Origin of the sequence: Vibrio sp. TRT 17S01 (assembly GCF_050113695.1) — a bacterium.
Lineage (GTDB): Bacteria > Pseudomonadota > Gammaproteobacteria > Enterobacterales > Vibrionaceae > Vibrio.
The window spans coordinates 1-11879 of record NZ_JBNJOG010000006.1 but is presented as its reverse complement, the minus strand read 5'-3'; the positions used below and the strand labels follow the sequence as shown (position 1 = coordinate 11879).

Annotated in this window: 11 protein-coding genes and 1 pseudogene; 10 read left to right on the top strand and 2 right to left on the bottom strand. The window is 40.4% G+C overall.

Annotated elements, in window-relative coordinates:
• Nucleotides 1-20 precede the first annotated feature (20 nt).
• The 3 genes from ACQEXS_RS11005 to ACQEXS_RS10995 all read left to right on the top strand — a co-directional run bounded on the left by ACQEXS_RS11005 (nt 21) and on the right by ACQEXS_RS10995 (nt 3345).
• A complete protein-coding gene (locus tag ACQEXS_RS11005) occupies nt 21-1637 on the top strand; it encodes a methyl-accepting chemotaxis protein (protein ID WP_427013861.1) in 1617 nt (538 codons plus the stop codon).
• 68 nt (nt 1638-1705) lie between these two features.
• A complete protein-coding gene (locus tag ACQEXS_RS11000) occupies nt 1706-2401 on the top strand; it encodes a TIGR01621 family pseudouridine synthase (protein WP_427013860.1) in 696 nt (231 codons plus the stop codon).
• An 11-nt stretch (nt 2402-2412) separates the two neighbouring features.
• Nucleotides 2413-3345, top strand: a complete 933-nt coding sequence (locus tag ACQEXS_RS10995; RefSeq protein WP_427014011.1) for a class I SAM-dependent methyltransferase — start codon at nt 2413-2415, stop codon at nt 3343-3345.
• Nucleotides 3346-3409: 64 nt separating this feature from the next.
• Here ACQEXS_RS10995 and ACQEXS_RS10990 read toward each other — a convergent pair whose 3' ends face one another.
• Complete coding sequence (locus ACQEXS_RS10990; RefSeq protein ID WP_427009360.1) at nt 3410-4477, bottom strand: L-dopachrome tautomerase-related protein; 1068 nt, start codon at nt 4475-4477, stop codon at nt 3410-3412.
• 130 nt (nt 4478-4607) lie between these two features.
• Between ACQEXS_RS10990 and ACQEXS_RS10985 the strand changes: the two genes are divergently transcribed.
• Together ACQEXS_RS10985 and ACQEXS_RS10980 are read left to right on the top strand one after the other, a co-directional pair.
• Complete coding sequence (locus ACQEXS_RS10985; RefSeq protein ID WP_427013859.1) at nt 4608-5174, top strand: TetR/AcrR family transcriptional regulator; 567 nt, start codon at nt 4608-4610, stop codon at nt 5172-5174.
• A 1104-nt stretch (nt 5175-6278) separates the two neighbouring features.
• Nucleotides 6279-7610, top strand: a complete 1332-nt coding sequence (locus ACQEXS_RS10980; protein ID WP_427013858.1) for a hypothetical protein — start codon at nt 6279-6281, stop codon at nt 7608-7610.
• Between the two features lie 78 nt (nt 7611-7688).
• Here ACQEXS_RS10980 and ACQEXS_RS10975 read toward each other — a convergent pair whose 3' ends face one another.
• On the bottom strand, nt 7689-7835 hold the full coding sequence (locus ACQEXS_RS10975; RefSeq protein ID WP_427013857.1) for a hypothetical protein: 147 nt from the start codon (nt 7833-7835) through the stop codon (nt 7689-7691).
• Between the two features lie 46 nt (nt 7836-7881).
• Between ACQEXS_RS10975 and ACQEXS_RS10970 the strand changes: the two are divergent.
• From ACQEXS_RS10970 to ACQEXS_RS10950, 5 genes and pseudogenes are all read left to right on the top strand, one after another.
• Nucleotides 7882-7959, top strand: a pseudogene (locus tag ACQEXS_RS10970) (bacteriophage T4 gp5 trimerisation domain-containing protein); the annotation flags it as partial.
• Nucleotides 7960-8123: 164 nt separating this feature from the next.
• The gene (locus ACQEXS_RS10965) at nt 8124-9110 is read left to right on the top strand and encodes a hypothetical protein (protein ID WP_427013856.1); all 987 of its coding nucleotides are present in this window, start codon (nt 8124-8126) and stop codon (nt 9108-9110) included.
• Between the two features lie 30 nt (nt 9111-9140).
• Complete coding sequence (locus tag ACQEXS_RS10960) at nt 9141-10106, top strand: hypothetical protein (protein ID WP_427013855.1); 966 nt, start codon at nt 9141-9143, stop codon at nt 10104-10106.
• 11 nt (nt 10107-10117) lie between these two features.
• Nucleotides 10118-11086 carry a hypothetical protein gene (locus tag ACQEXS_RS10955; protein ID WP_427013854.1) on the top strand — a complete coding sequence of 323 codons (969 nt, stop codon included), beginning with the start codon at nt 10118-10120 and terminating at the stop codon, nt 11084-11086.
• 11 nt (nt 11087-11097) lie between these two features.
• Nucleotides 11098-11879 (top strand): hypothetical protein (locus tag ACQEXS_RS10950; protein ID WP_427013853.1); only part of this gene is annotated, 782 nt, incomplete at its 3' end.

Below are 11879 nucleotides of genomic sequence, written 5' to 3'. Positions count from 1 at the left end.
AAAAAGAAGCAGGTATTTGAATGAAGTTATCGGTACGTAAAAAGTTGTATGCCGGTTTTGGCGGTATTGTGTTGATCATGGGAGCAATGGTGACGATGATCTGGTTAGAAGTCATGGGCTCCTATCGAGTTGCAGAAGAGCTTCGTTCTGATGATGTTCCTGAGAGCATGTATTACCTATTTTTGATTGATGACACCGGTGATGTTTTCCGTGATGCGATGGGTATGGTGAATGGCGTGGCGGGGGCGGCTTCAGATTACCAATCGAGTAAAGCAGAATTTGCCAACACCTTGGAGAATGTGAAAAAGCTTGAAACTCCAGGAAAAGAAGATTATCGAAACCTGCTTGAAATTGAAAAGCTGATGGCGAACTTTGCGTCAGAGTTTGAGCGAGATATCGTGCCGAAGCTAAAAGGGGATTACGATATGTCGCTTAGCGTGCAAAATTTGCGCGACTTATATGAGGTTTACTTAGTTTCAATTGAAGACATGCTTGATAAAACCTCTGCATCTGAACGTCAAGATACAGATGAAGCATTTGATACCTTAATGACATCTTTTAATTCGATTGAAAACTCAATTTATGTGATGACTGCAATAGCAATTGCGCTGTCAGTCGGTATTGCGCTAGCGTTGTCAAAGTCAATTACCAACCGCTTAAGTCACTTAGATTCTGTTGCTCAACGTGTGGCTGAAGGGGATTTAACGGCAGAAGATATCGATGATAAGTCTGGTGATGAATTGGCAAACCTTGCTTCTTCAGTGAATCGCATGCAAAGCTCTCTGGTCAGTCTTATCAGTTCAATGTCCAATGTCACTTCTGAAGTGAAAGTGGTCACCAATGAATTATCAACTGTCAGCCAAGATATTGTTTCAGGTGCCTCTTCACAAGCGGATAAAGCCAGCCTCATTGCAACCGCAGCCGAAGAACTAAGCCTAACTATCTCAGAAGTTGCACAACAAGGTAACTCCACATTTGAAGAAGCGCGCCGTTCTGAAGAGTCAGCGACTCAAGGGCGTAGCGTCATCTCAGATATGGTTGGAAGTATTCAACAAGTTTCCATTCAAATGGGCGAAATGTCCGGGCAGATGAATGAACTTGGTGCTCATGGTGAGCAGATTGGCAGTGTCATCAAGGTCATTGAAGAGATTGCGGAGCAAACAAACTTGCTGGCCCTAAATGCTGCAATTGAAGCGGCTCGTGCAGGGGAAGCCGGTCGAGGTTTCGCTGTGGTTGCGGATGAAGTGCGCGCTCTTGCTGAGCGAACAACCAAAGCGACGCAAGAAGTCGGTGGCATTATCCAGTCTATCCAGTCTGGTACGCAGGAAGCGGTCACTTATACCGATGAAAACTGCCGCTTGGTAGAAGTTGGTGTTAGTCAAAGTACCGGTGCTGTTAATGCGTTGGATGAAATTGTGTCTGGTGCAGCAAATGTTCAGGCAATGGTGAATTCAATTGCGACAGCTGCGGAAGAACAAACCGCTGTAACCAAAGAGATCGCGTCGGATATTACCGCCATCAGTGACATCTCAGTTCGTTCACTGCAATTGGCAAACAGCAGCTCTGAGAGTGTTGATGGTCTAAATAATAAAGTAGCAGAGCTTGAACAGCTCATTGGTAAGTTCAAACTGAGCTAACCTTCTCCCTAAGCTGGCTTTCGCGTTTGGAACAGGTATACTTCTGCCTCCAAAGCGGAGCCAGCGATATGTTTGATATTCTTTTCACTCATGATGATTTTCTCATCATCAACAAACACCCTAATGTATCTGTCCATAAAGATGATGGCGACACCATGCTGCTACAAGAAGTCGCGTGTAAAACAGGGGACTCACAACTTTATCTGGTCCACCGCTTAGACAAAATGACTTCTGGGATCTTGCTGCTTGCACGTCACTCTACGGCTGCGAGTGCTCTGTCTCAGGCTTTTGCACAGCGAGATGTCTCGAAGTTTTATTTGGCATTGGGGAGTAAAAAGCCAAAGAAGAAGCAGGGTTTAGTGAGTGGAGATATGGAACGCTCGCGCAGATCATCATGGAAGTTAGTCAATAGCCAGAATAACCCTGCTATCACGCAATTTTTCTCAGCCGCAGCTGAGCCGGGCGAGCGGCTGTTTTTATGTAAACCTCATACAGGTAAAACACACCAAATTCGTGTTGCGTTAAAGTCGGTAGGTTCACCAATTGTTGGTGATGCAATTTATAACGCAGCAAGTAGCGCGGATCGCGGTTATCTTCATGCATTTGCTCTGGGTTTTACCTACTTAAATCAGTCTTATCAATTTGTTTGTGATCCACGTGAATTTGCCTCGTTGGGCGAAAAATGGCATCACGAAACCGTCAGTCAGGGGATTTCTGATTGGCTTAAACCATGGGAATTATCATGGCCGAACCTCAAAAAATAACTGAATCTCAAATGCAGGCAGAGAAGTTGCCTGTTTTTTTTCAACACTTGATCAATGAATTGGTCAATGCTCCAGATGAAGTGCGTCGCTTATTTCATGGGCGAGGTCGTCAATGGCCAGGTCTTGAGCAACTGACTTGTGACTGGTTGCAAGGGCAACTGATTGTTAACTTGTTTAAAGAAGTGGATGACACTTTTATCGCTGTACTTAAACAAGGGTTGGAATACCTTGCTCAGAGTGATGTTTGGGAGCAAAAGCAAGGCGTAAGCATTGTATTGCAGCATCGCTATGCCGATGGCTCCCCCTCCGAAGTGATTTGGGGTGAGCTCAATAGTCGACCTGTAGTGGTAGAAAGTGACTTAAAATATCAGCTCGATATTGGCCGAAACCAAAACTTTGGTTTGTTTTTGGACATGCGATTTGGCCGAGATTGGGTGAAGGCGAACGCGAAACACAAAAACGTACTCAACTTATTTTCATACACCTGTGGTTTCTCTGTGGCTGCTATTGCTGGCGGAGCCGACAACGTGGTGAACGTGGATATGGCAAAAGCCTCTTTGGCAAAAGGACGAGAGAATCATCGCCTTAATGAGCATAATCTCAATCAGGTTAGTTTTTTAGCACATGATATTTTTAAATCATGGGGCAAAATCAAAAAGGCTGGGCCTTACGACATGGTGATCATTGATCCTCCTTCATTCCAAAAAGGAAGCTTTGCGTTAACGAAAGATTATAAAAAGATTTTACGTCGCCTACCGGATCTATTGTCTTCAGAGGGACAAGTATTGGCATGCGTTAATTCGCCAGCGGTAAGCAGTGAGTTTTTGATTGAAGGCATGAAAGAGGAAGCGCCAGAGCTAACCTTCCGTGAGCGGCTAGAGAATCCGCCGGAGTTTACTGATGTTGATCCTGAAGCATCACTTAAGGCGTTGATATTTAGTTAATCAACCAACAAAAGGGGCTGCGTAAGCAGCCCCTTTTCGTTATGGACAGTGTATTTGGTAGAACTTAGTGGCCAACTTTTGTTTCAGCTAGCGCATCGAATTCAACAATGTAGTAGCGATTGCCGCTTTCGTCTTTGTTTTGGTTCAGTACTGGCGATTTATGCAGTTTGTTTACTGTTACAAAGATTTTGCCATTCGCTGTTGTTGCAAAACCATCGCTCCAGCTTAGTAATTCAGAGTTGTTGTGCAAGATTTTGTACTGGCGATCTTTACCGATATAACCAACCGCATTATTCTCAAGATCTGTCACGTAAACGTTGTCATTTTCATCGATAGTGATACCGTCACTCATCGGCTTATCCGCATAAACTTCAACACGTTTTTCTAGGTCTTTACTCGATAGTTTTGCGTTACGTAGATCATCCGTTTTCACGCGATATAGCTTAGTACCATTCATCGCACCAAAGTATAACCACTTGTTTTTGCTATCTAGTGTGATTGGGTTAACGCCAATGCGTGCAGGTGCGTCACCCATCATGACAGTTTTGCCGTTGATAACAATATCGGTGTCTTCAGGTTGAGTAAACTGAGTGCCTTCCAATACGCGTTTCGCCATACCAGTTTTTAGGTCAATCACAACCAGTGCAGAGTTGTAACCTGCGCCAGTATCTGTGATGTAAACCATTTCGTTATCACGATCGACTGCTAAATCGTTAAGGAAAGAGTCTGCTGGAATGACTGGTGCTGCTAGGTAAACGATTTGGTGCAGTTGGTTTTTCTTTGTATCCCAACCAATTAAACGGCCGTTGTGAGTCGTTTCATCAGCCGTTTCTAGCATCCAAAGTACACCTTCTTTGTCAACGATAACGCCTAATACCGGGTTTAGACTTTGGCTGAATGCTTCATTTGGGTACGCCACCACTTTGCCGTTATTTTTGATTTCTACGATTTTGTTGTCGGCACCATAAAAATGGTGGTTGCTCATAAAAAGACGACCAGACTCTGAAACGCCAATGTTACCTGGAGGGTTTTGTTTATCAAACTGATGAACAATGTTTAGGTCAGCAGCGAATACGTTGGTAGAGATAGCTAACGCAAGTGCGCCCAGAGTTGCTAGTGCATGTTTTTTCATGTTGTTTCCTTTTGAATTTGATTTTGAATGCCCATTCAAAATATGATCAATAAAAGTAACTGTCAAATACTTTTTGAATGATCGTTCAAAAATGTTATTATCGCTTTCAGAGTTGAATGAGGGATGAGTGATGGCAAAAAAGAAGTATTCAATTGATGAAGTAATTGCACAGGTTACTGATTTGTTTTGGAAAAATGGTTACTCGGCAACCAGTATCCAACACATCTCTAAGGCAACAGGGTTGAAGCCTGGTAGTTTGTACAATGAATTTGGCAGCAAGGAAGGTTTGTTTCGTTTAGCTCTAGAAAATTATGCCGCGCAATCAGTGGCGGATATTCATGAGGCAGTTGCGACGCAAGGTGGTATCCAATCCGCCATTACTTTCATTTTGAACGATTTGGTTCAACAGACTGAGCAGAGTCAATATTGCGGTTGTTTTTTAGTTAAAGCGCAATTAGAACTGTCAGCGTCAGACGATGACTTACAGTTTTTAGCGACAGAAAAACTACAAGAGATCGAGAAAACGTACGCGGAACACTTACAAAGTATCTTTAGTGATGAACAAGCAAAACACTATGCTTATCAACTGATGATGGTGATCTTTGGCATTCGTATATACGGGTATCAAAAAGGAGCAGGGGACGCACTGCAAGATACGATGGATGCGTTTTTGCCTTGGTTGAAAACGGATAGCTAATGTCAACCTAGTCAAACTTTATTGTCAGTAGTCGTAACAAAATGCAATATGTATGAGTTGGCTATTGTGATAGAACTGCTTATTAACTAATTTTGGATCTCCTATATTTCAGCTTTGTATTTATCTGTGAATGAAATTAATAATTACCTCCAGAATTATGGATATTAAGTAAACTAGAAAATATCCATGTTATAGTAGAAAAAGGATGTGAGTCCACTAATCAGCAAACATAGTTAATTGAATGCTACTATCTTAAACTTTTATAGTGTTCGTTATCTTTAATTAATATTAAAAGATTTTTTTAATATATTTTATTAGTAGCCCTCTATCAATATCATGATATTGAAACTAGATTAAGTATTAGCAATGGTTTTCTATTTGTATTATTGATGTTACTCAACCTTTCAATACATCGTACATCATAGATATATTTATTTTCCTTTAATTTTCATATTTCGAGCAATATTTTGCCCATTTCGAGCAATATTTTGCCCATTTCGAGCAACTTATTGCCCAGAGAGTGAGGGAGTGAAAAAATTTTTGAAGGTAAAAGGAATTTATGGTTTAAAGTAATTGCCAATACCTTGATATTCACTGATAAAATATACCAATAGTACTTTGGATGATTCTTGATAACTATTGAAGGTCCCTTACATTTATGGAAGATATATCTATTGTAATAAAAATATTAGTGACGGTTGGTATTGCTCTTTTCTTATTTTATTGGTACGTGTACGCAAATTGGGAACATAAGTTTAATTGGTATTTTGACCAAAAAGTATTAAATCTTGAATATCGTACAGAAAAAGGGATGCTTTTTAAAACGTTACTTCTATTTGGTTATGTTTCATTTTGGGATTTGATTATCTTTAATGACATTCCATTGCCCCTAAGTATCATAGCTCTTTCTACTTCAATTCTTTTACAGTTTGCCCGACTATTTAAAAAAATATTATTGTCAACTTGGAAACGAAGACTATTACGCTTACTTATCACAGGATACTCTTTTCTAGTTGTGAAAAGTTTCCATTAAGGTGCTTATCTAAGGTAGATTTTAGCCGAGAGCAGCGTTTTAGTGGTTCTCGACAGTCGCGTTTTACTGGTTTGCGTTGGGTCTTAGCTCTTATTTTGGAAGATGGGCCTGATAGACGAGAAGTAGAAATACTTTCCATATATGGGGAACAAGATGTTGCCAAAGCAATGAATATGCTGTTCTCATTACGTAATGATCCTAGAATTAAAAAGTTTCCGATTAATTATTCTCGAGATGATTACATTGCATACCAGCCTTTTGGTCCTGTTGATGAAGAGTACTGGAAAACAAAACTTGCTTATAACGTCGTCAAAAATCAAAGTGAACAGCAGGATTTTAACTTAAATGACCAACGCCCTCTCGCAGGGGAGGTACGAACTTACCCTCTGGGAGAAGCGCTATTCTTTTCACCTAAGCCATTGCCTTCAGCTAGAATTCTTTCTGGGGGCCTAGGTGAGTCGAATCAAATATTGGAAATCAACGAGACTTATATGGATATAGGTCAATCCAACCACGGAAAAGCCTTTCAAGTACAGTTCGTTTTGTTTTGCGTAATGATTGCTTTCATAACGATGGGGATAGCTTTGTGCATTTATGCGAATGCGATTCAAACACATTACGAGAGCTTTAGTCAGTCTATACTGCTCGCATTAAAAGGTGATGGATATGTTGTGTTTCTAATGATCTTTCTATTTGCTCTATTGGGCTGTTATACCATTATTAGCTCGTCATTTAAAAAAGCACGTCAGAAACCAATTCGTTTTAATCGACAACGCAGAGAGGTCTGTTACTTCGAGGAAGGAAGTAAAACACCAACTATTGTTCCTTGGGAAGAAACCGTCTCATGGGTGTCCATGTACAAAGGCTTCACTGGCAGTGCTATTGTCTCAAATATCACATTCGGAATCGCTTTACCTGACTTGGAAGGTAAAGATTACTGGATATTTAAAAGGCCAGTAAGGATTATGGAAGAAGGGCAACACTCGTGGGAGGTTATCCGCTGCTATATGGAAGAAGAACCCGAATTCTGGGCTCAAAAAGAAGAAGATGAAAACCGACAATCATTTGATGAAAATCGCCGCCAGATAAAGCAGAAGTTTAAAAATGGACCTAAACCTTTATTTGTGATGAGCATGTCAGATCCTACCGCCTCATACTTTAATATGCTTGGCTACTATGTGTTTAATATTTTATGCCTTTGGAAATTACCTTACTTGGTTTCAGAGTGGGACAGCAAAATATCCATGGCAAAGTTTCCTGAAGACGTCGATGAGTGGTCTAAACCATTACCCAAAGAAGAATGGGCTAAGCCAAGTGCCGAATTAAGTAAACAAAAAGCAATGGCTGAAGCACATTATGCTGCAGGTGGTAACTTAAAAACGTTCAGAAAACTCGTCGCATAACTTCAAAAAGCCGCCACTTAGTGACTAAGTGCGTTTTTCATCGCTATTTAAAGGGGCTTTTAGCTTCATCAGTTGTGGCTAGAAGTCGCTGCCTTTAATTAAGCTGTGAAGCTGATCTTTTGCGAAATCTGCATCAATATCGGTGAGCTTACCGTCATTGCCCATACCGCAACCGGGAAAAGCAACCACCCGCAGCTTCAGTCCGGTTACAAGTTTGACTTGCAAGAGCGCCACAGCATTAAACCAAGACTGGTTAGTGGTTCAGGTTCACCACCAAGGCAGTGGCTTTAACGAAATCAACTTTGAAGACCAAGCGGGTGTAGAGCAGGTTTACTTGTATGCTCAAAAGACTTTGATGCAGAAATCTAGCAAAATATTGAAGAAGGGGTTATTGACATTAATAAACCAGATTTTGGTGATAAGAAAATTGATTCTATAAAAGACCTATTTATCAGTACCCCTAACTATTATTGGGCGAATTCTGACGATATGATGAGCTCTTAGGAATAAATAATGAACCACGAATATTATCAAGACACTGCCTTTAACAGCAGAAAACGATATCATTTATCGCCAGAAAGTGGTGATAACAATCTACTTAAGAAATTTCTAAAGTCAGGCTCACGAAAATTGCCTTTCAGTAATCCTACTAATGAAATTAGTACCAGAGTGGATACGGAAAATAAACCAGGATTACTCGAGAGGTTACGTGAAACAAAGCCAGACCTTGAACCGTTTTGGAATCACAAAGAGTTAGTGGTGGAAAGACCAAGTCATTGGTTTCAATTTTATTACATTGTTTCAGCATTAGGTAAAGCTAGTATCTGGTTTGCTTTACCCATTTACTTACTGGTTTGTATTCTTGGTGGTTTAATACACGACAGTAGTTTTATAGAAGGTTTCAATGCGGGGTTTATACCTGCTTTAAAATGGGTATTCCTCCCTTCCAGTTTTCTTTGGCTGCAAGTAGAGCTAATGGATCGAGGGTATTGGACACCGACCTGGATTATGACCACAAAAAAGGTATTTACGCTTAATCGCAAAACAGGCATGGTTACCCTATATAAAGGTAACGGCAAAGTACGTTACTCTCACCCTATAGTTGAATTTGATTGCGTCTTAGTGAGCATGCCAAGCCAGCAAGGGTTGATGAACTACAGCCTAATGCTGGCACATCGATATAACGGCTCAATGCATGGTGTGCCACTGAGTTCACTCGCAACACCGAATGAATCGGTTTCAGAATATTATCGCATCTGGAATATGATCTTATGTTATATGGACATATCCCAACCTTTGCCAGATTGCCTTATTCTTGAAGAATCTCGACACCTCGATCCCGTAACGGCTGAGTACGATAAGAAAACTGGCCGAAACCCACGATACTGGCGCGATATGAGTGAAGAAGAGTATAAAGTGACACTCGAAGCAATCAGAAACAAACAACAAGGCAAGCCAGAAACAGGTCCTGAATTAGATATATTTGCAGAAGTTGTATAAATTTACATGACTGAAAAGCAGGCAAATCAAATGGCTTACAACTCAGAACAGTTTGAACTTCAGGCTCCAAAGCCTCCTCAAGGCTTTCTGCGCCAAGTATTGACTAAAGGTCAAAATTTCGGTTTTAGCAAAGCCAACACTAGTATTGCGACCTCGTTGGCGAAAGAAACTAAGCCGTCTTCGATGAAGGCATTCGAAGAAAACAACGATAAGCCGATGTTTTGGAATGAGAAAACATTAACTTGTGAAATACTTTCAAGTTGGTCTCAGCTTTATTTATTTATCGCGGGGATGGCTAAAATGGGACTGCTGTTTTTTTTACCCCTTGGGTATCTACTGCTTTTTGTTACAGCTATCTTTGGCAAAGGTGACTGGAGTTCTAGCGCACCTTTATTTTATGATCTAACACTCTATGGCTTGTTACCGTGCTCGTTTATCTACGGGCATTTTAGGTTGGTTGATTTAGGATATCTGTTTTTAGCACCTTTCTTAAAAAGTAAGATCCTTTTCGAGTTGAATCGACAAACTGGTATGGTCACTTTGTTTAAAAAGGGCAATAGAAAGCGTTTTGAGCATCCATTTATCGAGTTTGACTGTGTCCTTATCTCTGCTCCTTCTCCACAAGGGCATCTAAACTACAACTTGATGCTAATTCATCGCTATCATGAATACTCTGTTGGCGTTCCACTACATAATTTTATCGGTACCAATAAAATGGTGTCTGAATATCATAGACTATGGAATATGATCCAAAGGTATATGGACGTTAGCCAACCAATGCCAGATATTATGATTCTCGAACCAGCTCGAGAGAAAGACCCAACCACTGCTGCGTATGATAAATCCACTAATCGTGATCCTAGATATTGGCGTAATATGACAGATGAGCAGTTTGAGAAAAAGATAGAACAAATTGAAGAAAAACAACGTTCTCAACCAGCTACAGGACCAGCTATAAACATTTTCTCGGACGAAATCGAACCCGTTGCTTCTTAAGAAAAAATCAAATGGCTTACAATTCAGAACAATTTGAACTTCAGACCCCAAAGCCTCCTCAAGGCTTTCTGCGCCAAGTATTGACTAAAGGTCAAACTTTCGGATTTAGCAAAGCCAACACTAGTATTGCGACCTCGTTGGCGAAAGAAACTAAGCCGTCTTCGATGAAGGCATTCGAAGAAAACAACGATAAGCCGATGTTTTGGGATGAAGAGACATTAACTTGTGAAACACTATCAAACTGGTCGCAGTTTTATTTATTTATTGCAGGCTCGGCTAAAATGGGACTGCTGTTTTTCTTACCGTTTGCATATTTACTTATAATAATTTTTACGTTAGCTATTGATGAAGAAGGCTGGGAAGCTATGTCTCCGCTATTTTATGGCTTATCACTTTATGGTTTGTTGCCGTGCTTACTTATCTATGGGCATTTTAAACTGATTGATAGAGGGTATTTGTTCTTAGCCCCTTTCTTAAAAAGTAAAAAACTTTTCGAACTGAATAGACAAACTGGCATGGTCACTTTGTTTAAAAAGGGCAATAAAAAGCGTTTTGAGCATCCATTTATCGAGTTTGACTGTGTCCTTATCTCTGCTCCTTCTCCACAAGGGCATCTAAATTACAATTTAGTACTTATTCATCGCTATTATGAATACTCTGTTGGTGTCCCTCTACATAATTTCGTCGGTACCAACCAGACTGTGTCTGAATATCATCGGCTATGGAATATGATCCAAAGGTATATGGATGTTAGCCAACCAATGCCAGATATTATGATTCTCGAACCGGTTCGAGAGAAAGACCCAACCACGGCTGCGTATGATAAATCCACTAATCGTGATCCTAGATATTGGCGTAATATGACAGATGAGCAATTTGAGAAAAAGATAGAACAAATTGAAGAAAAACAACGTTCTCAACCAGCTACAGGACCATCTATAAACATTTTCTCGGACGAAATCGAACCCGTTGCTTCTTAAGAAAAAATCAAATGGCTTACAACTCAGAACAGTTTGAACCTCAGGCTCCAAAGCCTCCTCAAGGCTTTTTGCGCCAAGTATTGACTAAAGGTCAAGGCTTCGGTTTTACTAAAGCAAACACCAGTATTGCAACCTCGCTAGCGAAAGAAACAAAACCATCCTCGATGAAAACATTCGAAAAAAATCGCGACAAACCGATATTCTGGAACGAAGAAACGTTAACCTGCGAAACTTTATCAGCCTGGTCACAGGTATACTTCTTTATAGTTGCAATGATAAAAGGAATTCTGCTTTTTTTCTTACCACTCTTTTATCTATTGGAATTAGCTGCGCTTATTTTTGGCAAAGGAGGTTGGGAGTTAAGAGGTCCTTTTTTCTATGACCTAACACTTTATGGTTTATTACCGTGTCTACTTATCTATGGGCATTTTAAATTAATTGGTTTAGGACATCTTTTTTTAGCCCCTTTCCTAAAAAGTAAGATCCTTTTCGAGTTGAATCGACAAACTGGTATGGTCACTTTGTTTAAAAAGGGCAATAAAAAGCGTTTTGAACACCCATTTATCGAGTTTGACTGTGTCCTTATCTCTGCTCCTTCTCCGCAAGGGCATCTAAACTACAACTTGATGCTAATTCATCGCTATCATGAATACTCTGTTGGCGTTCCACTACATAATTTTATCGGTACCAATAAAATGGTGTCTGAATATCATAGACTATGGAATATGATCCAAAGGTATATGGACGTTAGCCAACCAATGCCAGATATTATGATTCTCGAACCAGCTCGAGA

What these genes read in the sequence shown, in the direction of transcription:
- ACQEXS_RS11005 (WP_427013861.1), top strand. Translation starts at nt 21, where the DNA reads ATGAAGTTATCGGTACGTAAAAAGTTGTATGCCGGTTTTGGCGGTATT.
- ACQEXS_RS11000 (WP_427013860.1), top strand. Translation starts at nt 1,706, where the DNA reads ATGTTTGATATTCTTTTCACTCATGATGATTTTCTCATCATCAACAAA.
- ACQEXS_RS10995 (WP_427014011.1), top strand. Translation starts at nt 2,413, where the DNA reads ATGCAGGCAGAGAAGTTGCCTGTTTTTTTTCAACACTTGATCAATGAA.
- ACQEXS_RS10990 (WP_427009360.1), bottom strand. Translation starts at nt 4,477, where the DNA reads ATGAAAAAACATGCACTAGCAACTCTGGGCGCACTTGCGTTAGCTATC.
- ACQEXS_RS10985 (WP_427013859.1), top strand. Translation starts at nt 4,608, where the DNA reads ATGGCAAAAAAGAAGTATTCAATTGATGAAGTAATTGCACAGGTTACT.
- ACQEXS_RS10965 (WP_427013856.1), top strand. Translation starts at nt 8,124, where the DNA reads ATGAACCACGAATATTATCAAGACACTGCCTTTAACAGCAGAAAACGA.
- ACQEXS_RS10960 (WP_427013855.1), top strand. Translation starts at nt 9,141, where the DNA reads ATGGCTTACAACTCAGAACAGTTTGAACTTCAGGCTCCAAAGCCTCCT.
- ACQEXS_RS10955 (WP_427013854.1), top strand. Translation starts at nt 10,118, where the DNA reads ATGGCTTACAATTCAGAACAATTTGAACTTCAGACCCCAAAGCCTCCT.